Source organism: Plantibacter sp. MDV22-iso1 (assembly GCF_058408345.1).
On the sequence record NZ_JBZVDY010000001.1, the window covers coordinates 360,987 to 386,277 of the forward strand.

Sequence of the window (25,291 nt, forward strand, 5' to 3'; positions counted from 1 at the left end):
TTTAAGAGTCTACGGCTTCCTTGTTGCTTCGATATTCCGCGAGCATGCCGAGGACGCGCGCGATCTCCGAGGGTCCTTCGACCCTGAAGTCGGCGGCGGTCACGCCGGCACCGCTCTTCACCCCGAGGTCGCCGGGGCCGAGTGCGCCGAACGCGTCCTCGTCCGTGACGTCGTCGCCCGCGTAGAACACGGCATCTGCTTTGGTGTACCGCCGGAGGTGTTCGACGGCTTCGCCCTTGGTCGCGCTCCTGAGCGAGAACTCGAGGACGTTCTTGCCCTCTCGAACCGTCAGGGCGCCGAACTCGTCCTTGGTGTGGGCGAGTGCTTCGAGGTGGGCGATCCTGGAGTCTTCTTCACTGGCGAGCCTCGTGTGCAGGGCGAACCCTGCCGGCTTCCGCTCGATCCAGACATTATCGTAGCCCTCCGCGACGTCCTGGAGGATCCGTTGGAGGGTCTCCCGCTGTTCGCGTTCCTCGTCGTCGAGGGCGAGGGCGTCGTCGGGGTTGTCGAGCCGGATCTCGACGCCGTGCGAGCCGGCGAACAGGGCGTGGTCGGGCAGCTCGGCCACCGCCACGAGACTGTCGATCGCGCGCCCGGACACGAGTGCGACACGCGTCCCGGGCAGGTCCATCAGCGCCAACACGGCCTTGCGGGCCGCGGGCAGCGCGCGCGCCTGGTCCGGGTCGTCGACCTCGGGGGCCAGGGTGCCGTCGAAGTCCAGGGCCACCAGGAGCTTCGGGACGTCGGCCAGGCGGCGGAGTTCCGCGCGCAGTCCGAGGGGAAGCCCCCCGAGGGTGTCGGTGGGCTCGTCGGTGGTGCTCATGACTGGGTGGTGCTCCCCTGCTCGATGGTCGGTGACTGGTCGCGCACGCGCTGCAACTCGTCGAGGAACGACGCCGACCACCGCGCGACGTCGTACTCCATGACGCGCTTGCGCAGCGCTCGCATGCGACGACCACGCTCGGCCTTCGTCATGTGCACGGCCTGGAGGATCGCCGACTTCATCCCCTCGATGTCGTGCGGGTTGATCTTGAGCGCCTGCTTCAGTTCGTCGGACGCGCCGGCGAACTCGCTCAGGACGAGGACGCCGTCGTTGTCGTAGCGAGCGGCGACGTACTCCTTCGCGACGAGGTTCATGCCGTCGCGCAGGGCCGTGACGAGCATGACGTCGGCGGCGAGGTAGAGCGCGGCCATCTCCTCGCGGGGGTACCCGTGGTGCAGATACTGGATCGCGGTGTGGCCGATGGTGCCGAAGTCGCCGTTGATCCGGCCGACCGTCTGTTCGATGTCGTCGCGGAGCTGGCGGTACGTCTCGACGCGTTCGCGGCTGGGGCTCGCGACCTGGACGAGCGTGACGTCCTCGACCGCGAGCTTGCCCTGTGCGAGGAGTTCGCCGAAGGCCTTGAGTCGGTGCCCGATACCCTTCGTGTAGTCGAGACGGTCGACGCCGAGCATGATCGTCTCCGGGTTGCCGAGCTCCTCGCGGATCTGCTTGGCACGGGCGATGATGTCGGGGCGCTGCGCGAGGGCCTGGTACCCCTTGCTGTCGATCGAGATCGGGAAGTGCCGGGCGATCACCGTGCGGTACGGGGCGCCGCGCTTCGAGGCGGCCGGTGCGGCGTCCGTCGTGACCGACACGAGTGCCGCGTCGAGTGGGACCTGGATCGCGGCCCCCTTCGTCTCGTACCCGAACAGGCGGCGGACCGCCCGGGAGAAGTTGCCCGCGTCCGCGACGCGCTGGAAGCCGATGACGTCGGCGCCGAGCAGTCCCTCGATGATCTGGCGTCGCCACGGGAGCTGTGAGTAGATGCCGTAGGCGGGGAACGGGATGTGGTTGAAGAACCCGATCGTGAGGTCGGGTCGCAGTTCACGCAGGATCTTGGGCACGAGCTGCAGCTGGTAGTCCTGCACCCACACCGTGGCACCGTCGGACGCGGCCGCCGCGGCCGCCTCAGCGAACCGTCGGTTCACGGCAACGTAGGAGTCCCACCACTCGCGGTGGTAGCTCGGCGGAGCGATGACGTCGTGGTAGAGCGGCCAGATGGTGTCGTTCGAGAAGCCCTCGTAGTAGCGGGCGATCTCGTCCTCGGACAGCGGGACCGGGATGATCCACATCTCGTCGTTGTCGAAGGGTTCTATCTCGAGGTCGGCCGAGCCGGCCCATCCGATCCATGCGCCGTCGGCACCGCGCATGACGGGTTCGAGGGCGGTCACGAGTCCACCGGGTGAAGTCCGCCAGCTCTCGGCACCGTCTGCGTCGACGACGCGGTCGACCGGCAGCCGGTTGGATACCACGATGAAGTCGAAGGTCGACGCTGATCCGCCGTCAGGCGCGGAATATCTGGTGATGATGGCCCTCCCGGGGTACTCGGGTTCGCTGTTCAGGCTAGCAGCGTTCCGCATGGCGAAACCGCGTGTTCAGACGGCGAGCATATGCTTGCGCTGATGATCCGCCATGGCATGAGCACCTCCTGCGTCTACCCGCTGGGAACCCGGCGCGCGTTCGAGTTGGCCGCCGAAGCCGGCTACGACGGCGTCGAGGTCATGGTCACCCAGGACCGCGTGACGCAGGACGCCGACGCGCTCCGCGGCCTCGCCGCCGAGACCGGGCTGGACATCCTCTCCATCCACGCGCCGGTCCTGACCCGGACCGCGTTCGTCTGGGGCCGCGACCATCGGGAGAAGCTCCGGCGCTCGGCGGAGCTCGCCGCCGCCGTCGGCGCGTCGACCGTGGTCGTGCACCCGCCGTTCCGCTGGCAGCGGCGCTACGCGCACGCCTTCGTCGACCTCGTCGCGGAGTTGACCGAGACGCACGGACTCGAGCTGGCCGTCGAGAACATGGCGTGCTTCCAGAGCCGCGGGCTCCGGGTGCAGCCGTTCGCGTTCGGGTACGACCCGGCCCCACTCGCCTGCGCCGCCCTGACGCTCGACTTCTCCCACGCGGCCCTCGCGGGTGAGGACTCGCTCGAGATCGCGACCCGCTACGGCGACCGCCTCCGACACGTGCACCTGTGCGACGGGACCGCGCCGTCGCCGCGTGGTGCCTTCCTCGACGAACACCTCCTCCCGGGTGCCGGTGAGCAGCCGGTCGCCGAGGTCCTCGAGCTGCTGCGCGCGGCGGACTGGTCGGGGAGTATCGTGGCGGAGGTGCACCTGCCCGCGACCGGCGGCGACACGCTCCGCCTCGCCCAGCTGCGGGCCTCACTGGCCTTCGCGAAGCGTGCGTTCGCTAGCACAGGCGAGAACCCGAAGGAAAGCCCGGATGCGGGGGGCCTCCCCTACCGGCTAGCGTGAAGACATGCGCAAATTCCTCTTCAACGGCAGCATGATCTCCACAGTCTTCGGCGGCATCTCCGCCCTCCAGGCGACCCGCCAGGGACCGCGGGACTGGAAGCTCGCCCTCCTCTGGGTGAGCTGGGGCATCTCGCTCGCCCTCGCGATCAGCTCGGTGCTCGAGGACAGCAAGCAGGCTGAGATCGGCCGCTGAGGTCGCGCCGGACGCGTTACCACGACCGCGCGGGAAACCCGAGAATTGGGGCGGTCATCCGCGTGTCTCCGCGTCGTTCCGCGCCTCGTGATCGACAATGAAGCCAGTCCAGCCTCACGGATGATCCGCTTTCGATGAAGGGCCCGCCATGTTCGGTCGCCGACGCCACGCAGCACCAGTCTCCGCATCGAAGCTGTCCGAGAAGCAGCTGTTCGACCTCGTCCACGCACGACTGGCGAGCGAACTCGGTGCCAACGGCGCCTGGGTGCTGTCGCGCCGCACCCCGAGCTCCGGCGACGAGATCTTCCACGAGGTCTACGCCCAGCAGCTCGCCCACGAGATCGCGACGGACATCGACCTCGAGCAGGCAGCGGTGACGGTCCGTGCCGAGGCCGCTCCGGCGCGTGGATGGCGCCTCTGGTCACGCGGTCAGGAGGAGTCCGCGGTCGACGCCGCCGACGAGGTCGGGTCCCTCGAGGTCGTCGAGCCGCCCGTCGCCGAGGAACCCGCCGCCGTCACCGAGACGGTCGACGCGCCGTCCGAGGCGCAGGCTGGTGACGACCACCCCGAGGCCGCGGCTGTCGACACTGAGCCGACGCTCGTCGAGCGGACCCTCCTCGAGCCGCAGCACTACCCCATCACCGTCTGGGCCGAGCCCGAGTTCATCGACGCGAGCCTCGTCAACCCGGTGCCGGCGCGCCGCAGCTCGGTCGCCTGAGCAACGAAGCACGTCGACAACGGCCGTCCACTCCGGTGGGCGGCCGTTTCGTCGTACCGGACCCCCGAGCGGGCATGACGCCTCATCGAACCCGAATCGATGAGGCGTCACGGCGCTGGTGGGCACGAATGCCCGACCGTCGCTCTGCTCCGCACGGTGGGGTGACCACGCGAAGGCTTCCGTCGCCAACGGCAGGACCCGATCCCGCCATGCTGCCGACCCTTCCAGGGTCTCATGCCTGAGCCCCACCCTGGCCCGATGACGCGAATCGGACGGGAGCTGTCGCGAAACGCTACCGGAGCGCTTCGTCGAGCCGGAGGGGCGAATACGAGCCGAGCCGCAACGTAGAACGGCCCCGTCCGAAGACGAGGCCGTTGCTGGTGTGGTGCACCCCCCCGGACTTGAACCGGGAACCCACTGATTAAGAGTCAGTTGCTCTGCCAATTGAGCTAGAGGTGCGTGGTTTCGGAGTGTTCCGAACCGAGATATGACACTAGCACCCAACTGGCCCGGGTGCGAAATCGAGCCCGTCGGCGTGTCGCGGAGGCACGCCTGCGGCCCTTCGGGCGTCGTCCGATCAGGCCCGCGCGACCCTATCCTGGAGGGGTGACCGAACCCGTGACCGTCTCCCCCGCCGACCTCGATCTCGCGCTCCGGCTCGCCGACGCGGCCGACCGCATCGCCATGGGCCGCTTCGAGGCACGCGACCTCGACGTCTCCACCAAGCCGGACCGCTCGCACGTCACCGACGCCGACCTCGCCGTCGAACGCGCCATCCGCGGCATCCTCGAGACCGAGCGCCCGGACGACGGCGTGTTCGGCGAGGAGTACGGCGCGCAGGGCCCGACGGATCGACAGTGGATCATCGACCCGATCGACGGGACGGCGAACTTCCTCCGCGGCGTCTCGAACTGGGCGACGCTCATCTCCCTCGCCGTCGACGGCGTCCCGGTCGTCGGCGTCGTCAGCGCACCCGCCATGCACGCTCGCTGGTGGGGCGCCATCGGACACGGCGCGTGGGGCGTCCGGTTCGGCGAGACCACCCCTCGCCGACTGTCCGTCTCGGGGGTCTCCGACCTCGGCGACGCGTCCTTCAGTTTCCAGAGCATCGCGCAGTGGGCCTCGGTCGGGCGGATCCCGCAGCTGCTGGCCCTGTGCGGCTCCCTGTGGCGCGATCGGGCCATCGGCGACATGTGGCCCTACATGCTGCTCGCCGAAGGCTCGATCGACGCCGTGGCCGAATTCGGCGTGCAGGAGTACGACCTGGGCGCCCACGTGCCGATCGTCCTCGAGGCCGGCGGTCGCTTCACGGACATCGACGGCATCGAGACCATCTCCACACGGAGCTCCCTCGCGACGAACGGGCGCCTGCACGACGCCTTCCTCGCCGAGCTGCCGCCAGTCGGCTGACATGAGCGCACGGCGCGGCGCAAGCCCGCCGACCGGGATCCGAGGGCGTCGTACGCTGGGCGGATGGTACGACTGAGGCGCAGCGACGTGAACGGCCAGGGCATCCGACGGGTTCGGTCCGGGCGCGGCTTCAGCTACCGGTTGCCGGACGGTTCGCTCCTCGACGATCAGGAGATCCGAGCCCGGATCGACGGTCTGGTGGTCCCTCCAGCCTGGAACGACGTCTGGATCACTCCTTATGCCAACGGGCACATCCAGGCGACCGGTATCGACGCGGCCGGGCGGCGGCAGTACCTCTACCACCCGTCGTGGCGCGAGCGTCAGGACCGGAGTAAGTTCGACCGCGCCCTGGCCCTCGCCGAGGCCCTCCCGGCCGCGCGAGGTCGGGTCACCCGGGACCTTCGGCTCGAGGGGTACCCGCTCGCACGGGTGTCGGCCGGCGCCTTCCGCATGCTCGACACGGGCTCCCTCCGCGTGGGCGGAGAGCAGTACGCGGAGGCGAACGGGAGTCACGGCCTGTCGACCCTGGAGGGTGCGCATGCTCGCGTGAGCGGCGACATCGTCGCACTGAAGTTCCCGGCGAAGAGTGGGCAGCCCTGGGAGTCCGACATCGTCGACGCCGACCTGGCCTCACTCATCCGCTCCCTGAAGCGCCGTGGACCGCACGCCCGCCTCCTGGCCTGGAAGGACGGGAACCGGTGGCGGCACCTCCAGGCGAGCCAGATCAACGACTACGTCCGGGCGCAGACGAACGGCGAGTTCACCGCGAAGGACTTCCGGACCTTGCACGGCACCGTCGCGGCTGCGGAGAGCCTGGCGAAGACCGGACCCGTGCAGACCAAGACGGCACGCTCGAAGGCACTCGCGCAGGCCATGCGTGACGCAGCAGCGGTCCTCGGCAACACCCCGGCGATCGCGAAGTCCAGCTACGTCGACCCGCGGGTCGTCGATCGCTACACGCACGGCGAGACGATCCCACCGGACGGTCGCGGCTCACCGGAGACGGCGCTGCGCGTCCTGCTCGTGGGGACGGACGACCCGTCCTAGCCGTGATCCTGGTCGTGGGACTCGGCGCCCGCGTCGCGCGGCGCTCCGTTCCCCGCGAGGTATCCCTCGACCTCGGACTCAGGGATGAGCTGCAGCCCTCGCGGGGTGTGCGATGAATCCGAGAGGACCTCGAGCCACGCACGGTTGAGTTCCGGCGGGCGGCTCCCGAAGAAGCGGAACTGCAGCGGGATGCTCGGGGACAACCACAGCGAGCGTCGTCCGGAACCGTGCTCGGGATCGTTCGCCCAGCTGAGGAAGAAGCTCTCCTGGCGGCGCAGCTTCGCCCCGATGACGGCTTTCAGGTGCGCGAGCGCGCGGTCTTCGATCTCGTACTCGTCGCCGGACCCGTAGATGAGCATTCCCATGGGGATATTGTGCCGCTATTCGGGCGTGTGGCCGGGATGTCGTTCCTCGCCGAGTTCTTCGCGTCCCGCGAGCTCGTCGCGGACGAGGACGGCCTCGTCGAAGTTGCCGCTGCGGTAGGCCGCCCGGGCGACCATGTGCGCGGAGATCGGCGCGGTGAGGCTCTGGAACACGATGATCGCGATCGCGATCGTGATGGTCCCGACCGTCGGGCTCGAGACGGCGACGTCCGCCATGATCGCGATGAGCCCGAGGATCTGCGGTTTGGTCGCCGCGTGCAGACGGGACAACACGTCGGGGAAGCGCAGCAGGCCGACACCGGCGGCGAAGCACATGATCGCCCCGACGAGCACGAGTGCCCCGGTGACGATGTCGCGGATCAGCTCGCCGGTCATGCGTCGTCCTGCTTCGACATGAACCGTGCGACGCTGACCGAGCCGACGATCGCGAACATCGCGAGCGCCAGGAGGACCGGCAGGCCGTCCGTGTGACGGTTGATCGCCATCTCGGCCCCGATCGCGCACATGACGGTGGCGACGAGCACGTCGGAGGCGATCACGCGGTCGAGGAGGCTCGGCCCGCGGATGATCCGATAGACCGCCGCGAGGGCCGCGGCACCGAACAGCACGGAGACGATGATGATCACGACGAGCATCACTGCCCCCTTCCGATCGAGACGTGGTCATGGTCGTGGCGGAGGGCGTCCGCCTCGGCGCGGGAACCGATCGCGAGGATGAGCCGTCGCTCCGTCCCGAGGACCTCGGCGACGACCGCGTCGATGTCGGCGTCGTCATGCACGTTGAGCGCGTGCAGGTAGAGCGTCGAGGCCGTGCGGTCGAGGTCGACCACGATCGAGCCCGGGACGATCGAGACCGCCTCGGCCGTCCAGCTCATGATGAGGTCGGAGGTCGTCCGCAGGCGGACCGCGATCACCGCGTTGCTGGACCGGAACCTCGGCTTGAGGACGAGCCACGCGATCTCCGCACTCGCCCGCACGATGTCGACGAGGAGCTTGCCCAGGAAGATCGCGGTCCGCCAGAGGTTGATGCGGCCGCTCAGCTCGACGGCCGGCAGGTAGAACAGGAACGACACCAGCAACGCGACCCCGAGGCCGGTCACGAGGGTGAGCAGGTCGAACATCCCCCAGAGGAGACACCAGAGCAGGATGAGTCCGGCCAGGAGGAGGGCCTGGCTGAACAGTGCGCGACGGCGTGACGGTTGCATTACTTCAGGTGCTCCGTTCCGTCGGGGAAGACCGCGGTGATGTAGTTGTCCGGGTCCTCGATGTTCTCCGCCGCGCGCGTGGCCAGTCCGAAGAGCGGCCCCGCGAAGACCGTGAGGGCGAGGGTCAACGCGACCATGCCGGTCGTGGCACCGATCATCGGGCGCGAGATGGTCTTGGTGTCGACCGAGCCTGAGTCCTCGGGGCTCTCCGCGAGCTGGTCGAGCAACGGCGAGGAGTATCCGGCGACCTCGTCCTTCCCGCGCCAGAAGCCCATGTTCCACACGCGTGCCAGGGCGTACAGGGTCAGGAGCGAGGTCGCGGCTCCGGCGGCGATGAGGATGTACGACAGCGGGTCGCCCAGGGCGACACCCGCCTGGAACAGCCCGATCTTGCCGAGGAAGCCCGAGAACGGCGGGATGCCGCCGAGGTTCATCGCTCCGATGAAGAACAGCACGCCGACGATCGGGGAGGCCTTCAGGATGCCGCCGAGCCGGGAGATGGAGGTCGTCCCACCGATCCGCTCGACGAGACCGGTGGTGAGGAACAGCGTGGTCTGGACGACGATGTGGTGGACGATGTAGTAGATCGTCGCGGCGGTCCCGGCGACCCCGCCGACGGCGATGCCGAAGATCATGTAGCCGATGTGACTCACGAGCGTGAACGACAACAATCGTTTGATATCGGCCTGGGCGACCGCGCCGAAGATGCCGATGAGCAGGGTCAGGAAGGCGATGACCATCAAGGGTGTCGCGAGCGGCACGTCCTTGAAGATGAGCGTGTCGGTCCGGATGATCGCGTACACACCCACCTTCGTCAGCAGGCCCGCGAACACCGCCGTGACCGGCGCCGGCGCGGTCGGGTAGGAGTCGGGAAGCCAGAACGACAGCGGGAACACCGCAGCCTTCACCGCGAACCCGAGCAGGAGTGCGGCGCAGAGGATCGCCTGCACCTCCATCGGCAGGTCGCGCACGCGGTCCGCCACGAGGGCGATCGTCACCGTGCCCGTCGCGCCGTAGATGAGGGCGATCGCGGCGACGAAGAGCAGCGACGACATGAGGCTGATGACGATGTACGTGACGCCGGCGCGGATCCGCGCTCCGGTGCCGCCCAGGGTGAGGAGGACGTAGCTGGATGCGAGGAGCATCTCGAAGCCGACGTACATGTTGAAGAGGTCGCCCGCGACGAAGGCGTCGAACAGCCCGGCCGCCAGGACCAGGTAGGTCGGGTGGAAGATCGACACCGGCGTCTCGCGGTCGCCGTCGACGATGCCCTGACCGATGGCGAAGATGAGGACGCCCAGCAGCATCAGGGCCGCGACGAGCAGCATGATCGCCGACAGCCGGTCGACGACGAGCACGATCCCCCACGGCGGGGACCAGCCGCCGAGCTCGACGACGATCGTACCGCTCTGGTCGACGGCCGCGAGCAGGATCGCGCTGATCACGGTCACCGCGGTGAGCGCGATGACGCTGATCGCCACCTGCGTCTTGCGGCGGTTGCGGAACATGAGCGCGATCGCCGAACCGATCAGCGGGATCATGACCACGAGCGGGACGAGTGCGTTCATTCGCCTGCCCCCTTCCTGGTCGTCTTGCGATCATCGCCGTGCTCGTTGCTCTCGTCGAGGACCCGTTGGATGGCCTCGTCGTCCAGGTCGACCTGGTTGAAGACCGCCTCCGTCGCCGCCTCGGTGTCGTCGGCGTGCTCGTCGCTGAGGGTGTCGCCCTCGTCGCCGAGCTGCGCCAACCACCAGGTCCGGTAGATGAGCGCCAGGATGAAGGCGGTCACGCCGAAGTTGATGACGATGGCCGTGAGCATGAGCACCTGCGGCACCGGGTCGACCATGCGGTCGTCGGAGGCGGTGCCCGTGACGAGCGGTGCGGTGCCGCTCGGGCCGCTCATGATCAGGATGAGCAGGTTCGTCGCGTTACCGACGAGCACGAACCCGATGAGGAACCTGGTGAGGCTCCGCTCGAGCATGACGTACACCCCGGTGCCGTACATGACGGCCATCAGGACGACGAGGGTCAGTGAGGCGCTCATTGCTCGACCTCACTCGCCGAGAACTCGTCCGTACTCTGCTCGTCGATGTCGGCTTCCTCCTGTTGACGGTCGACTTCGGCCCCGAGACTGCGCAGGATGTCGAGTGCCAGTCCGACGACGACGAGGTAGACGCCGATGTCGAAGATGCTGGATGTGCCGAACGAGAGGTGTCCGAGGATCGGGACGTCGGCCGAGAAGTACGCGGACTGGAGCGCCTCGCCGCCGAAGAACAGGGACCCGACGGCCGTCCCCACCGCGAGCAGCAGCCCGACGCCGAGCACCTTGCCCGCGTCGATCGGCACGGCTTCGCCGAGCTCGTAGCGTCCGCCGGCGAGATACCGCATCACGAGCGCGAGGCCGGCGAGCAGACCACCGGCGAAGCCGCCGCCCGGCTCGTTGTGGCCGACGAAGAGGAGGAAGACGGAGACGACGATCGCCGGGTGGAAGAGGAGCCGCACGAGGACCTCGAGGAGGATCGAACGGTTCGCCTCGGCGATCGCCCGGCCACCGATGAGCCATGAGTGCCGCCCCACCGCGTCGCGAGGCGCCTCCATCTCGCTGTCCGCGAGGTGGGGGTCCGACACGACCTGGGATCGGAGGCCCGGGATACGTCGGCGCCGCGCACCGCTGAGGCGCGGGACCTCGGCGCCCCGCTGTGAGACGAAGAGCAGGCTCGCGATACCGGTGGCCACCACGACGAGCACGGAGATCTCCCCCATGGTGTCCCAGGCCCGGATGTCGACGAGCATGACGTTCACGATGTTCTTGCCGTGGCCCTCCTCGACGGCGAGCCGTGGCAGCTCGGTCGCGATGCTCTCGGCCTGCCGCGCGCCGAGGGCGATGACCCCGATGAGCCCCATGACCAGGCCGGTCAGCGTCCCGATGACGACCCGACGGACGCGGTGGACCGGGGCGTTGCGCTGGGCGATCTTGGCCGGCAGTCGGCGGAGCACGAGGACGAACACCACGATCGTGATCGTCTCGACGAGGGCCTGGGTGAGCGCGAGGTCGGGAGCGCCGTGCAGGGCGAACAGTGCGACGAGCCCGAACCCGGTGACGCCGACGAGGAGCACAGCGGCCATGCGCTGCTTCGCCCGGGCGGCCGCGATCGCCGCGGTCGCCATGATGAAGGCGATGGCCACCTGGGCGGGATAGTCCCACAGCCGGATCTCGCTCGGCCAGGCGCGCCCGAGGAGGGCGATCGTGCCGAGGGTGAGGACGAAGACCACGAGGATGGTCGAGAGGTACTGGACGAGCCCGCCGCGCTGGGCGAACAGGGTGACCTTCGCGGAGAGCCGGTCGATGCCCTGGGTCGCCGCCCAATACCCCTTCGAGGAGTCGATGAGCGGTGGCAGGCGGTCCTGCAGACGCGCGACCGGGAGCCTCCAACGGAAGAGCAGCAGACCGAGCAGCACCACGACGGCCGAGATGCCGAGCGCCGGCTCGAGGCCGTGCCAGAGCGCGAGGTGGTAGTCGCCCTCCCCCACGGAGTCCGCGTAGGGCGCGAGCACCGTGTCGATGGGCTTCGTCGCGAAGCCGAGAGCGATGGTCGCGACGGCGAGGATGCCCGGCGCGATCATGATCGTTCCGGATTCGGCATGCAGTTCGGTCGGCGCGGCGCCGCGCCGGTCTCCGAAGGCGCCCCAGAGGAATCGGGCGCTGTACGCGACGGTCAGCACGGAACCGACGGCGGTCCCGATGATCGCGACCCAACCCCACACGTCGCCCTCGAGCGCGCCCTCCAGCAGTGAGGTGAGGACGGCCTCCTTCGCGACGAACCCGAAGAGTGGTGGGATGCCGGCCATCGACGCGACCGCGATCGCCGCGATGACGGCGAGCACCGGCGTCTGACGCCCGAGACCGGAGAGGTGCCGCCAGTCACGCGTCCCAGCACGGTGGTCGATGATGCCGACGACGAGGAAGAGCGCCGCCTTGTAGATGGCGTGGGCGAGCAGGAGCGCGACGGCGGCCAGGGCCGAATCGCGGGTGCCGTACCCCGAGATGACCATGAGGAATCCGAGCTGGCTCACCGTCCCGTAGGCCAGGACCAGCTTGAGGTCGTACTGACGCAGCGACCGCCAGGCTCCGGCGACCATGGTGAGGACCCCCAGGCCGACGAGCATCGCGTCCCAACCCGGGGTGTCGGCGTAACCGGGAGCGAGCCTCGCGACGAGGTAGATCCCGGCCTTCACCATGGCCGCAGCATGCAGGTATGCGCTCACGGGCGTCGGTGCGGCCATCGCGGCGGGCAGCCAGAAGTGGAACGGCACGAGCGCGGACTTCGAGATCGCCCCGACGAGGATGAGGAGGATGGCGACGGTGGTCGCGGGGCCGGTCAGGCCCTGCTCGACGATCGAGGCGAGCGAGGTGCTCTGCGCCTGCACGGAGATCATGATGACGCCGACGAGCATGACGAGCCCGCCGAAAGTCGTCACCAGGAGCGCCTGGAGCGCGGCACCGCGACTCTCCTTGCGATCGGTGTAGTGCCCGATGAGCAGGTAGGAGAGCACACTCGTGATCTCCCAGAACATGAACATGACGATGATGTCGTCGGCGGTCACGAGGCCGAACATCGTGCCGGCGAAGGCGAACAGGAGCGCGGCGAAGCGACCGAGGCCGGGCTCGGTCGACGAGAAGTAGCGGCCGCAGTAGAGCAATACGAGGGCACCGACGCCGGTGACGACGAGGGACAGCAGCCAGGCGAGCGTGTCCATCCGGAACGAGAGCGCGATGCTCAGTTGCGGGATCCACTCGATCGTCTCGACGACCGTGCCGCCGGCCGTGATCGTGCCGGCCTGGAAGAGCGTCCAGACGAATGCCGCCGCGGGCATACACGCGATGACGTAGAAGACCTTCGTCGACAGCACTCGAGTGAGTGTGGGCGTGGCGACGGCGATCGCAGCAAAAACAAGCAGGATTGTCGCCATGCAGGTCTCCCGGGTGGTGGCGGCCTCTGGACTCCCAGGTTAGCAGCCCGTCGGTACCCGTCCGACCCCAGGAACGACGACAGGCCCCCGCCGAAGCGGGGGCCTGTCGTCGACTCGGCAGCGTGTGACAACGTCCGGAGTGGAGATGGGGGGAATTGAACCCCCGTCCACTGCTGTGATTCTGCGCCTTCTACGGGCGTATCCCTTAATGCGTTCTACTCGGCCCCGACCATTGACAAGGGCATCTTGGTCGACGGGCCCAGCCGAAGAAAAGTCCCGGATGACGTCGCGGCTCCGTCATCCAGCAAGTCCCCTAGATGACGCCAGGATCCGAGACGGGGACACGCTCGGTCTGACGGACTATCGGGCTCGCTTAAGCAGCGAGGGCGAAGTCAGTGCGCTTAGAGTTGGCACTTGTTGTTTTGCAGAGATCGTTAACGAGATAACCCTGCATCCTCGACCCGCTTCTCGCAGTTTCGCAGGCAATGTCGAAACCGATCATCCCCATGGACTCAGCGCCTCGGAGAACGAGGCGAAGAGGGTCGTTGTCACACGCTGTCGAGTTGTCAATCCACCGCGAGCGGTGGACGAGCACCTTGCGGTGCAGCTTTCAAGTGTACCGCGCCGGGGTGGCGCCTGTCACCTATTCGCCGAGCCGGTTCCTGGTGGCCATCGCACGCGCGGCCTCACGGGTGTCCTGCTTCTCGCGCAGGGCATGCCGCTTGTCGTATTCCTTCTTACCCTTCGCCACGGCGATCTCCACCTTGGCCTTGCCGTCCTTGAAGTAGATCTTCAACGGCACGAGGGTGAACCCACCGGGGGCGATCTTGTGGGCGATCTTGTCGATCTGCTCGCGGTGCAGCAGCAGTTTGCGCTTGCGCCGCGGCGGGTGGTTCGTCCACGTGCCCTGGCCGTACTCGGGGATGTGCACCGCGTCGAGCCACGCCTCACGGCGGTCGATGAAGGCGTACCCGTCGACGAGCGACGCCCGCCCGGCTCGCAGCGACTTCACCTCGGTACCCGTCAAGACCATGCCGGCCTCGTAGGTGTCCTCGATCGTGTAGTCGTGGCGGGCCTTGCGATTCGTGGCCACGACGTTCTCGCCCCGTTCCCTCGGCACGGTGTACTCCTGACGTTCTGGTTCGGATCCATCGGAACGGACCGGCCGCGATCGCGGCAGCCTGTCAGTCTAACGCAGAGCGAGCGGTGCGGTGGCCGCACTGCCTCCCCGCTAGACCTTGAGGTACCGCGAGATCGCGAAGTTGGCCGAGATCGCCGCCAACAGCACGCCGACGAGCAGCAGGATCGGGAGGACCACGAAGGCGTCACCGAGATCGACGAAGTTGACGTACCGCATGCGGTCCGCCAGGTATCCCTGGACGAACACCTGGACGATGGTGATCACCGCCCCGGCCGCGAGGATGGAGCCGATGAGCGCGGCGAACACACCCTCGAGGATGAACGGTGTCTGGATGAACCGGTTCGATGCACCGACCAGTCGCATGATGCCGAGTTCCCGGCGTCTCGAGTACGCCGACAAGCGGATGGTCGTCGCGATCAGCAGGGCCGCGGCGACCAGCATGAGTGCCGCGATCCCGATAGCCGTGTAACTGGCGATGTTCAGGACCGAGAAGATCTGGTCGAGGTACTGGCGTTGATCCGTCACCTGCTCCACGCCCGCGACGCCGGAGAACGCCTCGACGAGGACGTCGGACTGCGAGGCGTCCTTCATGTTCACCCAGAAGGTCTCGGGCAGCTGGTCCGCCGTGACAAACTGTGCGATGTCGTTGCCCTTGAACTGCTCTTGGAAGTTCGTGAACGCCTGCGCCTGGTCCTCGAAGTAGAACTTGTCCACGAAGGGGGCGAGGGTCGACGACTCGAGGGCGCTCTGGACAGCGGCGCGCTGCTCTTCGGTCGCGGCGCCGGCGGCGCAGGTGTCGCCCGCACTGTCGGCGGTGCAGAGGTAGATCGCGACCTGTGCGCGGTCGTACCAGTAGTTCTTCATCTGGCCGATCTGCATCTGCAGTAGGACGGCCGTACCGACGAAGGTCAGCGAGATGAACGTCACGAGCACGACGGAGACGACCATCGAGACGTTGCGACGCAGGCCGTTCCAGACCTCGGACCAGATCAGTGCGAGTCTCACTTGGTCGGCCCCACGTTCTGCTCTCCGTCTTCAGTGCCGCGCGCCGCGGCACGCAGGCCGAGTCGCTCTGCGAGCGACAGGTGTTCGACCTCGATCGGGTCGATCTCGTTGCGTGCCGGGAGCCCGATGGGGCCCGTGGCGTTGCTCAGGCGTTGCGGAGGCGCGACCTCCGGGACCGCAGCCGCCGGTGGTACGGCGGGCTCCGCATCCGGCGTCGTCGGCTCGGCCTCGGGCGCTTCCGGTGTCGATTCCTCGGATCGCGTCGCCGGCGACTCAGGCTCGGCGACGGGTGCTACGGCCGGTTCCTGGATCGGCGTCGAGCCGGACACCCGGGTGACGACCTCGTCGGTGTCGGCCTGCGGTGTGGTCTCGCGCGAGACCGCGGCGGGCGCGGTCGGTGCGGCTGGAGCGATCGGCGTGGCCGCGGTGGCTGCGACCGCGGCTGCGGCCACGGCACTCGTCGTGGGCTCGGAGCTGGCAGCGACGGACGAGGTCGTGGTCGTCACCGGAACCGAGGAGGTCTCGACGACGGGTGCGACCGGAGTCGAGGCCGTTGCGGGAGCTGACTGTGCCGCCGGAGCGGCAGCCTTGGAGGATCCTCTGACGAGACCCGGGATGGCCGCGGTCGTGCCGTATCCACCGTGGCGTTCGTCACGGACGATCTGACCGTCCTGCAGCTCGATCACCCGGCGCTGCATCTGGTCGACGAAGCCGGCCTCGTGCGTGGCCATGACGACCGTCGTCCCACCCGCGTTGATGCGCTCCAGCAACTGCATGATGCCGGCGCTGGTGGCGGGGTCGAGGTTACCGGTCGGTTCGTCGGCCAGCAGGATCTGCGGCTTGTTGACGATGGCGCGGGCGATGGCGACGCGCTGCTGCTCACCACCGGACAGCTCGTGCGGCAGGCGCTGCGCCTTGCCGTCGAGTCCGACCATTTTGAGGACGTCGGGGACGGCCTCCTGGACGAAGCCGCGCGACTTGCCGATCACCTGGAGGGTGAAGGCGACGTTCTGGTAGACCGTCTTGCTCGGCAGTAGACGGAAGTCCTGGAACACGACCCCGAGGCTGCGCCGGAAGTATGGCACCTTGCGGTTCGAGATGGAACCGAGGTCGTGGCCGAGCACATGGATCTTGCCCTTGCTCGGCTTGTCCTCCTTGAGCATCAGGCGGAGGCAGCTCGACTTCCCCGACCCCGAGGCGCCGACGAGGAAGATGAACTCTCCCCGGAGGATCTCGAAATCGACGTCGTTGAGCGCGGGACGCGAGGTTCCCGGATACTTCTTGGAGATGTGATCAAACCGAATCATGGCTCCTTGAGCTTAAGGAGCGACCTGCCGATTACGGGCAGGACACGCCCGCGATCCGTACCCTGTACGAGGGCTGGGCGAACACTATGCCGCCCCGCGCTACTCCGCCTTCGACATCGACCGCCAGCGGATGCCCGCGGCGATGAACCCGTCGAGATCGCCGTCGAACACCGCTGCGGGGTTCCCCTGCTCGTGCTCCGTCCGCAGGTCCTTGACCATCTGGTACGGCGCGAGCACGTAGGAGCGCATCTGGTCGCCCCAGCTCGCCGTGATGGTGCCGGCCAGCTCCTTCTTCGTCGCGGCCTCCTGCTCCTTCTGGATGAGGAGGAGTCGCGACTGGAGCACGCGCATGGCTGCGGCGCGGTTCTGGATCTGGCTCTTCTCGTTCTGCATCGAGACGACCGTGCCGGTCGGCAGGTGGGTGATGCGCACGGCGGAGTCGGTGGTGTTGACCGACTGGCCGCCAGGGCCGCTGGACCGGAAGACGTCGACACGGATGTCCGACTCGGGGATCTCGACGATCTCCGTCTCCTCCATGAGCGGGATGACCTCGACGGCGGCGAAGCTCGTCTGCCGCTTGCCGGCGGCACCGAAGGGGCTCATGCGCACCAGGCGGTGCGTGCCCGCCTCGACGCTCAAGGTGCCGAAGGCGTACGGTGCGTCGACCTCGAAGGTCGCCGACTTGATGCCGGCCTCCTCCGCGTAGCTCGTGTCCATGACGGTGACCGGGTACTTGTGCTGCTCGGCCCACCGCAGGTACATGCGGAACAGCATGTCGGCGAAGTCGGCGGCGTCCACACCGCCGGCACCGGCGCGGATGGTGACGACGGCGGGGCGCGGGTCGTACTCGCCGCTCAGCAGCGTCTGCACCTCGAGTTCGCCGAGCACCTTCTGCAGGCTGATGAGCTCCTGGCGGGCCTCTTCGGCCGACTCCTCGTCCTGGGCGTCGGTCGCGAGTTCGATGAGCACCTCGAGGTCGTCGAGCCGGTTCGCGATGCTGGTGATGCGGGCCAGCTCGGACTGACGGTGGCTCAGGGCGCTCGTCACCTTCTGCGCGTTCGTCGTGTCGTCCCAGAGATCCTGGGCACCCGCCTGCTCGCTCAGCGTCGCGATCTCGGCTTCGAGACGGTCGACGTCGACGACGGTGCGGATGTCGTCGAAGGTCGAACGGAGGGTACTGATCTGTGTGGAGAGGTCCAAGTCAAACATTTGGCTTCAGCCTACCGCGCAGGGCCGCGGGCGTACGATCGAGGGGATGACTTCCGACGAACGCCCGTTCCAGCTGCGCTCCGTGGCCGTCTCGGTCTTCCTCCCCACACTGTTGTTCTCGATCGGTGAAGGCGCCATCATCCCGATCATCCCGGCCGTCGCCGGGAACCTGGGGGCGACGCTCGCCGTCGCCGGCGTCATCTCGTCGCTCATCATGCTCGGCGAACTCGTCGGCGACGTCCCGTCAGGGTGGATCGTCAGTCGGATCGGCGAACGCTTCGCGATGATGTGGGCGGCGCTGCTCGCGGTCGTCGGGGTCGCGACGGCGGCCATCTCCCCCAATCCGTTCGTCCTCGCCGTGGGCATCTTCTGCATCGGGCTCGCGACCGCCGTGTTCGGTCTGGCACGGCACGCGTTCATGACGACGTACGTGCCGATGCGGTTCCGGGCGAGGGCGCTCTCCTCCCTCGGCGGCGTCTTCCGCGCCGGCACGTTCATCGGCCCGTTCCTGGCTGCGGGCGTCATCCACCTCACCGGGACGTCTCAGGCGGCGTTCTGGGTGATGGTCGTCTGCTGCGCCGGCTCCGCGATCACCCTGCTCGTCCTCCCCGACCCTGCGGAGATGTTCGGGCGACCGCCGTCGACACGCACCGCCGACGGCGAGGAGCGCACCGAGGGTGAGGAGCTCGCGTCCGAGGAGTCGAGCGGTCTCATCGCGTCGATCCGAGCCCATGGCGCGGTGCTCACGAGGATGGGGACGACCGCTGCACTTGTCGGCGCCCTGCGGTCGTGCCGCGCGGTCCTGCTCCCCCTGTGGGCCGTGAGCATCGGCGTTTCGGAGACGGACACGGCGCTCATCATCGGCGTCGTCGGCGCGGTGGAGTTCGCCCTCTTCTATGCCAGCGGTCAGGTCATGGACCGCTGGGGGCGGATCTGGACCGCCGTCCCGTCGATGATCGGGCTGGGCTCCGGGTTCATCGTCCTGGCCTTCACGCACGACCTCGATGAGGCGCGGGTCTGGTTCATCGCCGTCGCCCTCGTGCTGGCACTGTCCAACGGGCTCGGCAGCGGTATACTCATGACCCTCGGCTCCGACCTCGCGCCACCGGACCGTCCCGCGCCGTTCCTCGGCGCCTATCGCTTCCTGGGCGACGCGGGCACCGCCGCCGCTCCACTGGCGATGTCCGGGATCACCGCGGCTGCGTCGATCTCCCTCGCCGCCGGCACCATCGGCGGTGTCGGGCTCATCGGCGCGTTCCTCCTCTTCCGGTTCATCCCCCGCTACATCGATCGCGGAACGCGCCCCTTCCCCTGATCGTCGGCAGGCTCGTGCTCCCTCACCAGAACACACTGCGAGCACTCGCGGTCGCCTCGATCCGGAGGCCCTGCGGGACGAACAGCGTCAGCATCGGTGGCCGCCAATCCGACGCCAGCGAGACCTCCGCGCTCCGGCCGTCCGGCGTCCGCGCCGCGACGATCTCGACGCCGGTGAGCGCACCCGCACCACCGGTGACGAGATCGTCGCGTGCACTCGAACGGACCGAGTCGTCATCGAGGACGGGTCGGAAGGTCCCCTCGGACTGGATCGTGACGTCGTCGATGGAGAAGGACTCCGCAGCGGTCGCGGCCAGGCGGTCGGCGAGGTCGAGGAGCCGCTTGTGCTCCACGTACAGGGACGTGGCGGCGCTCCCGACAAGGACCACGGCGAGCGCCACCACGGCGAATCCGATGGTCAGGAGCATGGTGGACCCGTCCTCTTCGCCGACGTCCAGATGTCGTCGTCTGCCCGGCACTCTTATTCCGCCTCGCCGAACCGGTCATCGAACCGGGAGATCGGTGCCGTGGCGGCGCCGGTCACGGGGACCGCGGCCTGGACGCCGACGATCTCGGGCATCAGCGGCAGGACCACGAGGATGTCGACAGTGACCGTGACGGCACCGCCGCGCTGCCCGCACGGGAGACCGGCTGGTGCACAGTCGAGGGTGACGGACGACTGGGACCGATCGAGCCCGAAGTCGTCCAGTGCGAGTGCGAGCGCGTCCTCGACGCGGTCGCGACCTGTGGCGTCGTCGTCGGCCCGCGCGTAGAGTTTCGCCGCCTGCGCCGCGGCCCCGCCGGCTGCGAGCACTGCCGCCTGCACTTCGGCGAGCGCGACGATGAGATAGACGATCGGCACGAGGAGGACCAGACCGACGGTGATGAACTCGAGGGAGGCCGATCCGTCGTCGTCCAGTGGGGTCGGTCGGTGACGCAGCTCATCATTCGAGTGTCTCGAGGACCGCATGACCCTCCACCTCCAGGACGCCGGGCAGTCCGATCAAGCCCACGACCGGAAGCGGTGCGCGGACGGTCACGGTGACGATGCCGACTCCGCGCTGTTCGGCCAGTGTGGTGCTGACGTCACCGGTGTAGCCCTCCCCCACGGCGACGGCGATGAGCTGTCGTGCTCGTTCGGCGCCATCGAGCAGCTCGGTGTCGGCCAGTGCGCCGAACCGAGCACCCTCCGCCGCCGCGTCGATGAGCGTGTTCCGGACGTGGAGGGCGAGCGCGAGCTGGACCACGGACATCATCAGGACGGTGAGGATCGCTCCGACGAACACGAACTCGGCGACGGCTGATCCGTCCTCGCCGTGCACGAGCCGCGTCCGCCATCCGCCGATCTCGGGCTCAGATGCCGGAGACACGGTCGATGGCCTGTTCGAACACCTGCGTGAGCGCCGGGCCCGCGACACCCCAGATGAGGAGGACGAGCCCGGCCGTCATGAGCGTGATGAGGACCCAGCCGGGGACGTCGCCGCGCTCCTCGGCGAGGACGGAGCGACTCCGGTGGAGCGTGCGGTCGAGGATTGAGGAGGAGGACATGTGGAACCTTTCGTCAGAAGCCGGTCCGGAGCACGAACACTCCGGGGAAGACGGCGATGATGATGGACAGGGGCAGGATGAGGAAGACAAGGGGCACGAGCATCGCGACCTCCTTCTTCCCGGCGGATTCGAGGAGACGGCGTTTGGCGATGTCGCGTCCGTCGTGTGCGTGATCGAGGAGCACGGCTGCGACCGGTGTCCCTCGTTCGAGCGCACCGAGGATCTGGTCGACGCATCGCGACAGCATCGGCATCGCGAGTCGTGCCTCGAACTGCCGGAGTGCGGTGGCGAACGGGATACCGGTGGAGACGTCCGCCATCACCCGGCGGAACTCCCTGCCGAGCTCCCCGCTGGACCCGATGCGCGCCACGCGGTCCATGGCGTCCGTGATCGCTTCGCCGGCCGCGAGACTCAGACTGAGGAACTCGAGCACCGTCGGCAGCTCCTCCTCGATCCGCGCGAGGCGGCGACCGGCGGCGAGTGCCAGCAGCTGGTCGCGGACGACGATTCCGGCCACCGCCCCGACCGCGGGGAGCGGTGCGGCGAACGGGAGCGCCAGTCGTCCGTTGCTGAAGGAGAACACGGCGAGCGCCGCGGCGACCGCGAAGCCGCCGAGCCCCCACAGGAGTTGCAGCAGTCGGTACCGCTCGAGCGTCGGTCCCCCGGCTTGACCCAATCGACGGATGACGAGTTCCTGATCGGCGCCGACCAGGCCGAGCGACCATCGAAGGGCGCGGAGGACCGGCACCAGCAGGGTCCCGAGGACCGGTAGCGGGTCGGTTGAGCGGCGCGCGGCTTGTGACCGGGCGTCGCTGGAGAGGTCGGCGACGTAGGGGGCGATGCGGTCCGCGAGCCGCGGTCGTCCGAGTGCCGGCAGGAGCATCGCGAGCGCCCAGAGGCCGACCCCGAGCACGGCTCCGAGGCTGAGCGCCCACGCTCCGTCGGCACTCACCGGAACCACCGTCGTTCGGGCTGGAGGCGTCCGACGCGGAGCATCGCCTGGTAGGCGAGGGCGGAGACCACGACGCCGGCGATGATCAGGACCGCTCCTTCCCGGGAGTTGTAGGCGGCGGACGCCTCCGGCCGGGACGACAGGAGCAGGAGAATCGCCCATGGCGCTGCGACGCCCAGCCTCGCGGCGTTCACCACCCAGGACTGTCGCGCCTCGGCCTCGGCTCGGATGGCCGACTCCTCGCGCAGCCCCGCGGACAGCGCTCGGAGCACCGCCGGCAGTTCCGTGCCTCCGACGTCGCGGGCCATGCGCACCGTCTCGAGGATGCGGTCCGCGACAGGGTCGGCGAGCGCGGTCTTCAGGTCGTCGATGCCGTCGGCGAAGCGGCCGGCAGCCCGGTAGTCGGCGCTGAACGCGGCGAACGCCGGGCGGAGCGGTGCGGGTCCGACGGTGTCGAGCGCGGCCACCGCATCCGGGAGCGAGAGCCCTGACCGGATCGCGGACAACAGGTGGTCCACGACATCCGGCCACAGTCCCCGCTGCAGGCGACGTCGCGAGATGGCGCGGGCTCGGAGCACGATGACCGGTGCGACGAGTCCGGCGACGGCGACGACGGCGGTCAGCGGCAGGACACGGCAGAGCGCCTGGACCACCGCGCCGGAGACGAGTCCGGCGAGGACGGAGACCACGATGGCGGCCGCCCAGTACCGACCGGGCAGACCGGCCAGGATCAGGAGTTCGCGGAGCGCAGCGACCGGCCGCCATCGCTCCAGGGTGTCGCGCAGCGGCTCCGGATCCGGCCACCACCAGGGTGCGACGGTGAGGAGCAGGCCTGCGGCGAGGACCGCTCCGACGACGAGACTCATCGCTCGCCGACGGCGAGGATCGAGGCGAGCGAGATCCCGGCCGCACGGTACTTCGCGTCGTTCAGCGGGAAGCGACCGGTCGCGCGGAGCTCTCCGTCGCGCTGCTCGAAGAGGGTGGAAGCCTCGATCGTGTGGGACTCCCCGCTCCCGCCGACCGCGATGATCTCCGCCACCCGTCGACGTCCGGACCGGTCGAGCTCGCAATGCACGACGAGGTCGACACAGGACGCGACGGCCGGGCGTACGAACCCCGAGTCGATGTTCCGACCCGCGAGCAGTGGCAGCGTGCAGAGTTTGCCGATCGCGTCGCGCGCGGAGTTCGCGTGGATACTGCAGAGCCCGGGCAGTCCGCTGTTGAGGGCGATCAGGAGGTCGAGGCTCTCCGCCTCCCGGACCTCACCGACGACGATGCGGTCCGGCCGCATCCGGAGCGCTTCCTTGATGAGCCGACGCAGCGTGATCTCTCCCGTGCCCTCGAGACTGGCCTGCCGGCACTGCATCGCGACGACGTCGCGGTTGCCCGGCGCGAGTTCGAAGGTCTCCTCCACGGTGACGATGCGGAGGGCTGGGTCCAGCGCCGCGATGAGGGCGCCGAGCATCGTGGTCTTACCGGCCTGGGTCGCGCCGGACACGAGCAGGTTCGCCCCCGCGGTCATGCTGGCGCGGAGGAACTCGGCGGCCTGATAGCTGATCGAACCTGCGGCCACCAGCTGACCGAGATCGCGGATCCTTGTGGAGAACTTGCGGATGTTGATGGACATGTGCCGACGCGTGACGTCGGGGATGACGACGTGCAACCGCGAGCCGTCCGGGAGCGAGGCGTCGACGAACGGGTTCGCGAGGTCGACCCGTCGACCGGTGGCGCGCAGCATCCGCTCCACGAGATCGCGGACGTCACCTTCCCCGAGGACCACGTCCGTGAGCTCCGACACCCCACCACGGGCGACGAACACCTTCGTCGGCTCGTTGATCCAGATCTCCTCGACACCCGGATCATCCGGCAACGGCTGGATCGCACCGAACCCCGTCACCGCGGCGAGCACCTCGCTCGTCATCCTGTGCTCATCGTCGATCAGCGGCGTCGTGTCGTTCAACGCCCGCTCGTTGTAGCGACGCACCTCCTCGCGAGCGATCCGCCCCGCTCCCCCACGCCGACCCGGCTCCCCGAACTCCTCACGCACCCGGTCGCGCACGCGCGCCGTGATGATCTCCGCCGCTGTCCCCATGCGGCCATCCTGACGAACACCGACCACACCCCGCAGAAGTTATCCACAGCACCAGCCGCTCGACGCCCCGTGAACCGGTCACTAGGCTCGGGAACCGTGCCGACCACCTTCCGCATCGACGGCTCCCGCATCCACGACATCTCCTCGTTCTACGAGGTGATGAACGAGCTCGTGATGCAGGACGAGGAGTGGGATCTCGGCCCGAGCCTCGACGCTCTCGACGATGTCCTGTACGGCGGGATCGGCTCGCTCCGCGATCTCGACGACGTGCACAAGGCCGACGTCAGGCTGACCGACGCGACGTAAGGCGCTCCGCTCCGCGACTTCAATACAGGCCCCCACGCTCACCCCAAGGGGAAGCTCACAGCGAAGACCCATCCTCGGTTCAACGCCCCTCTGGGCGGTCCGGCTCGACGAGTGAGCACCAGTACGTCCTCGGCTATATTGACCGGTATGACAGATCTGCCAGGCGATAGTCCAATAACGGAGGGCGCGGCCTCCCAGGCTGACTACGACGCCTACGTCGAGAGACTTGCAGGTCTGATCGGCTTCGGAAATAGGCAAGGTGTGGTGATGCAGGACGGCGCGCCAGACGCCGTTAATACTCACCTAACATCCCCCGGGACCGTGGACAAGAGGCGCGACTTGCATGCACTGATTGGTGAGCTAATAAGCGTCACGGCTCATCTAGAGCAAGCCATAAACATCCCCTTGACCTACCTGCTTGATCCTAACGACCAAGCGAGCAGGATTGCTACCGTACGTGGCAAAACCGCCGCAGAGCGTGTAAAGATTCTAAAGAAGATATTCCCGATCGGCTGGCGCGACGGGAACACGCTCATCACCGAAATTCAGCGCATTATTGAGATGCGCAACGTCGCCGCTCATTCGACGATATGGATGTATAGGATTGGAGCAAACGGCAGAGTTTCGTACGGTAGCTGGTTTGGCTTCCTGAATAAGGACGATTTCAGCGAGACCTTTAAATCGGTCAGCGCCGGTCAACTGCGGCACGCTGTGAACAAAGCAAAATTCCTGTCTACCGCTCTGCTCGCGGTCGTGGACCTCCTCGCGGTGCACGAAGGCCGCCCCTTGCAAGCCGACGATGAACTGGGCATGCACATCTGGATACTCTTGGAAGACAGGGGAAGGACGCCGCAGGCGCTGAAGTATCTGCGGACGACATTCCCCGCCCCACGCTCGCAGCGATTTCTGGATGACCTCAAGGCAAACGGGGAAGAGCACGGAATTGGGCGCCTCGTGTAGATATCCTGGATGCTCTATGGATTTCGGCCTGCCACGCCAAAATACCTGGTGAATACTGTGGGCCATAAGCCCGAGTGCGAACCATGCAGCAACCGCTCTCTGCTTCGCTAAGCGCTGGTCTCCCTCGATGATCCGATCGCTTCGCTAGCGGTCCGACAGTTTCCTCAAAGGGCTGCAACAGGAATGTATGCGGAGAGCTCCCGCTGCCGCATGTTCCGCCGACGATGGGGTACTAAA

General features: G+C 68.1%; 28 protein-coding genes, 1 tRNA gene and 1 other RNA gene. 8 read left to right on the forward strand and 22 right to left on the reverse strand.

Going from position 1 to position 25,291, the window contains the following annotated elements; genetic code table 11:
- Position 1 precedes the first annotated feature (1 nt).
- A complete protein-coding gene (gene otsB, locus AC4PMY_RS01710; protein ID WP_064296245.1) occupies positions 2 to 823 on the reverse strand; it encodes a trehalose-phosphatase in 822 nt (273 codons plus the stop codon).
- Positions 820 to 2,403 (reverse strand): alpha,alpha-trehalose-phosphate synthase (UDP-forming), encoded by a 1,584-nt coding sequence (gene otsA / locus AC4PMY_RS01715; RefSeq protein WP_079002193.1) that lies wholly within the window; start codon positions 2,401 to 2,403, stop codon positions 820 to 822. Before otsA ends, otsB begins: the two co-directional genes overlap by 4 nt.
- Before the next feature lie 57 nt (positions 2,404 to 2,460).
- Here otsA and AC4PMY_RS01720 point away from each other — a divergent pair, with 57 nt between their 5' ends.
- From AC4PMY_RS01720 to AC4PMY_RS01730, 3 genes are all read left to right on the forward strand, one after another.
- The gene (locus tag AC4PMY_RS01720; RefSeq protein WP_083397282.1) at positions 2,461 to 3,294 is read left to right on the forward strand and encodes a TIM barrel protein; all 834 of its coding nucleotides are present in this window, start codon (positions 2,461 to 2,463) and stop codon (positions 3,292 to 3,294) included.
- A 4-nt stretch (positions 3,295 to 3,298) separates the two neighbouring features.
- On the forward strand, positions 3,299 to 3,487 hold the full coding sequence (locus tag AC4PMY_RS01725; protein WP_071260933.1) for a hypothetical protein: 189 nt from the start codon (positions 3,299 to 3,301) through the stop codon (positions 3,485 to 3,487).
- A gap of 148 nt (positions 3,488 to 3,635) precedes the next feature.
- A complete protein-coding gene (locus tag AC4PMY_RS01730) occupies positions 3,636 to 4,205 on the forward strand; it encodes a hypothetical protein (RefSeq protein ID WP_491621864.1) in 570 nt (189 codons plus the stop codon).
- A gap of 383 nt (positions 4,206 to 4,588) precedes the next feature.
- On the opposite strand, the gene AC4PMY_RS01735 is transcribed toward AC4PMY_RS01730, so the two are convergent.
- Positions 4,589 to 4,664 (reverse strand) — tRNA-Lys (locus AC4PMY_RS01735).
- Between the two features lie 147 nt (positions 4,665 to 4,811).
- Here AC4PMY_RS01735 and AC4PMY_RS01740 point away from each other — a divergent pair.
- Complete coding sequence (locus AC4PMY_RS01740) at positions 4,812 to 5,615, forward strand: inositol monophosphatase family protein (protein WP_491621865.1); 804 nt, start codon at positions 4,812 to 4,814, stop codon at positions 5,613 to 5,615.
- A 63-nt stretch (positions 5,616 to 5,678) separates the two neighbouring features.
- Positions 5,679 to 6,662: a DNA topoisomerase IB gene (locus AC4PMY_RS01745; RefSeq protein ID WP_079002190.1), complete on the forward strand. Its 984-nt coding sequence runs from the start codon at positions 5,679 to 5,681 to the stop codon at positions 6,660 to 6,662.
- Here AC4PMY_RS01745 and AC4PMY_RS01750 read toward each other — a convergent pair.
- The 12 genes from AC4PMY_RS01750 to prfB form a co-directional block, all read right to left on the reverse strand.
- On the reverse strand, positions 6,659 to 7,027 hold the full coding sequence (locus AC4PMY_RS01750) for a DUF7882 family protein (protein WP_079002189.1): 369 nt from the start codon (positions 7,025 to 7,027) through the stop codon (positions 6,659 to 6,661). The two genes, AC4PMY_RS01745 and AC4PMY_RS01750, sit on opposite strands and share 4 nt — an antisense overlap.
- 15 nt (positions 7,028 to 7,042) lie before the next feature.
- Positions 7,043 to 7,420, reverse strand: coding sequence for a monovalent cation/H(+) antiporter subunit G (mnhG, locus tag AC4PMY_RS01755; RefSeq protein WP_064296238.1), 378 nt, complete (start codon positions 7,418 to 7,420; stop codon positions 7,043 to 7,045).
- Entirely contained in the window at positions 7,417 to 7,680 is a 264-nt protein-coding gene (locus tag AC4PMY_RS01760) for an MrpF/PhaF family protein (protein ID WP_064296237.1), read from the reverse strand. Before AC4PMY_RS01760 ends, mnhG begins: the two co-directional genes overlap by 4 nt.
- Entirely contained in the window at positions 7,680 to 8,249 is a 570-nt protein-coding gene (locus AC4PMY_RS01765; protein WP_064296236.1) for a Na+/H+ antiporter subunit E, read from the reverse strand. Before AC4PMY_RS01765 ends, AC4PMY_RS01760 begins: the two co-directional genes overlap by 1 nt.
- The gene (locus AC4PMY_RS01770; RefSeq protein ID WP_079002188.1) at positions 8,249 to 9,817 is read right to left on the reverse strand and encodes a Na+/H+ antiporter subunit D; all 1,569 of its coding nucleotides are present in this window, start codon (positions 9,815 to 9,817) and stop codon (positions 8,249 to 8,251) included. The genes AC4PMY_RS01765 and AC4PMY_RS01770 overlap by 1 nt, the downstream gene beginning before the upstream one ends.
- The gene (locus AC4PMY_RS01775) at positions 9,814 to 10,293 is read right to left on the reverse strand and encodes an NADH-quinone oxidoreductase subunit K (protein WP_137241919.1); all 480 of its coding nucleotides are present in this window, start codon (positions 10,291 to 10,293) and stop codon (positions 9,814 to 9,816) included. The genes AC4PMY_RS01770 and AC4PMY_RS01775 overlap by 4 nt, the downstream gene beginning before the upstream one ends.
- A complete protein-coding gene (locus tag AC4PMY_RS01780) occupies positions 10,290 to 13,220 on the reverse strand; it encodes a Na+/H+ antiporter subunit A (RefSeq protein WP_491621866.1) in 2,931 nt (976 codons plus the stop codon). The genes AC4PMY_RS01775 and AC4PMY_RS01780 overlap by 4 nt, the downstream gene beginning before the upstream one ends.
- Before the next feature lie 137 nt (positions 13,221 to 13,357).
- Positions 13,358 to 13,726: a transfer-messenger RNA gene (gene ssrA, locus AC4PMY_RS01785) on the reverse strand.
- A 137-nt stretch (positions 13,727 to 13,863) separates the two neighbouring features.
- The gene (gene smpB / locus AC4PMY_RS01790; protein ID WP_056007115.1) at positions 13,864 to 14,340 is read right to left on the reverse strand and encodes an SsrA-binding protein SmpB; all 477 of its coding nucleotides are present in this window, start codon (positions 14,338 to 14,340) and stop codon (positions 13,864 to 13,866) included.
- 111 nt (positions 14,341 to 14,451) lie between these two features.
- Positions 14,452 to 15,366 (reverse strand): permease-like cell division protein FtsX, encoded by a 915-nt coding sequence (gene ftsX, locus AC4PMY_RS01795; RefSeq protein ID WP_064296231.1) that lies wholly within the window; start codon positions 15,364 to 15,366, stop codon positions 14,452 to 14,454.
- Positions 15,363 to 16,673, reverse strand: a complete 1,311-nt coding sequence (ftsE, locus tag AC4PMY_RS01800) for a cell division ATP-binding protein FtsE (RefSeq protein ID WP_079002186.1) — start codon at positions 16,671 to 16,673, stop codon at positions 15,363 to 15,365. The genes ftsX and ftsE overlap by 4 nt, the downstream gene beginning before the upstream one ends.
- 99 nt (positions 16,674 to 16,772) lie before the next feature.
- A complete protein-coding gene (gene prfB, locus AC4PMY_RS01805) occupies positions 16,773 to 17,882 on the reverse strand; it encodes a peptide chain release factor 2 (RefSeq protein WP_079002185.1) in 1,110 nt (369 codons plus the stop codon).
- A gap of 46 nt (positions 17,883 to 17,928) precedes the next feature.
- On the opposite strand from prfB, the gene AC4PMY_RS01810 reads away from it, so the two are divergent.
- Positions 17,929 to 19,197 carry an MFS transporter gene (locus AC4PMY_RS01810; RefSeq protein WP_314139436.1) on the forward strand — a complete coding sequence of 423 codons (1,269 nt, stop codon included), beginning with the start codon at positions 17,929 to 17,931 and terminating at the stop codon, positions 19,195 to 19,197.
- Between the two features lie 22 nt (positions 19,198 to 19,219).
- On the opposite strand, the gene AC4PMY_RS01815 is transcribed toward AC4PMY_RS01810, so the two are convergent.
- The 7 genes from AC4PMY_RS01815 to AC4PMY_RS01845 are packed head-to-tail and all read right to left on the reverse strand — an operon-like array spanning position 19,220 to position 23,788.
- The gene (locus AC4PMY_RS01815; RefSeq protein ID WP_071260948.1) at positions 19,220 to 19,624 is read right to left on the reverse strand and encodes a hypothetical protein; all 405 of its coding nucleotides are present in this window, start codon (positions 19,622 to 19,624) and stop codon (positions 19,220 to 19,222) included.
- A 53-nt stretch (positions 19,625 to 19,677) separates the two neighbouring features.
- On the reverse strand, positions 19,678 to 20,166 hold the full coding sequence (locus AC4PMY_RS01820; protein WP_071260951.1) for a hypothetical protein: 489 nt from the start codon (positions 20,164 to 20,166) through the stop codon (positions 19,678 to 19,680).
- Positions 20,141 to 20,566 (reverse strand): TadE family protein, encoded by a 426-nt coding sequence (locus AC4PMY_RS01825; RefSeq protein WP_254773605.1) that lies wholly within the window; start codon positions 20,564 to 20,566, stop codon positions 20,141 to 20,143. The genes AC4PMY_RS01820 and AC4PMY_RS01825 overlap by 26 nt, the downstream gene beginning before the upstream one ends.
- Positions 20,550 to 20,744, reverse strand: a complete 195-nt coding sequence (locus tag AC4PMY_RS01830; RefSeq protein WP_071260955.1) for a hypothetical protein — start codon at positions 20,742 to 20,744, stop codon at positions 20,550 to 20,552. The genes AC4PMY_RS01825 and AC4PMY_RS01830 overlap by 17 nt, the downstream gene beginning before the upstream one ends.
- Before the next feature lie 13 nt (positions 20,745 to 20,757).
- Complete coding sequence (locus AC4PMY_RS01835; RefSeq protein ID WP_071260957.1) at positions 20,758 to 21,696, reverse strand: type II secretion system F family protein; 939 nt, start codon at positions 21,694 to 21,696, stop codon at positions 20,758 to 20,760.
- The gene (locus AC4PMY_RS01840; protein WP_064296212.1) at positions 21,693 to 22,562 is read right to left on the reverse strand and encodes a type II secretion system F family protein; all 870 of its coding nucleotides are present in this window, start codon (positions 22,560 to 22,562) and stop codon (positions 21,693 to 21,695) included. Before AC4PMY_RS01840 ends, AC4PMY_RS01835 begins: the two co-directional genes overlap by 4 nt.
- A complete protein-coding gene (locus AC4PMY_RS01845; protein ID WP_491621867.1) occupies positions 22,559 to 23,788 on the reverse strand; it encodes a TadA family conjugal transfer-associated ATPase in 1,230 nt (409 codons plus the stop codon). The genes AC4PMY_RS01840 and AC4PMY_RS01845 overlap by 4 nt, the downstream gene beginning before the upstream one ends.
- A gap of 96 nt (positions 23,789 to 23,884) precedes the next feature.
- On the opposite strand from AC4PMY_RS01845, the gene AC4PMY_RS01850 reads away from it, so the two are divergent.
- Together AC4PMY_RS01850 and AC4PMY_RS01855 are read left to right on the forward strand one after the other, a co-directional pair.
- On the forward strand, positions 23,885 to 24,094 hold the full coding sequence (locus tag AC4PMY_RS01850) for a barstar family protein (protein ID WP_071260960.1): 210 nt from the start codon (positions 23,885 to 23,887) through the stop codon (positions 24,092 to 24,094).
- Between the two features lie 147 nt (positions 24,095 to 24,241).
- The gene (locus AC4PMY_RS01855) at positions 24,242 to 25,054 is read left to right on the forward strand and encodes a hypothetical protein (RefSeq protein WP_491621868.1); all 813 of its coding nucleotides are present in this window, start codon (positions 24,242 to 24,244) and stop codon (positions 25,052 to 25,054) included.
- Positions 25,055 to 25,291: the final 237 nt, after the last annotated feature.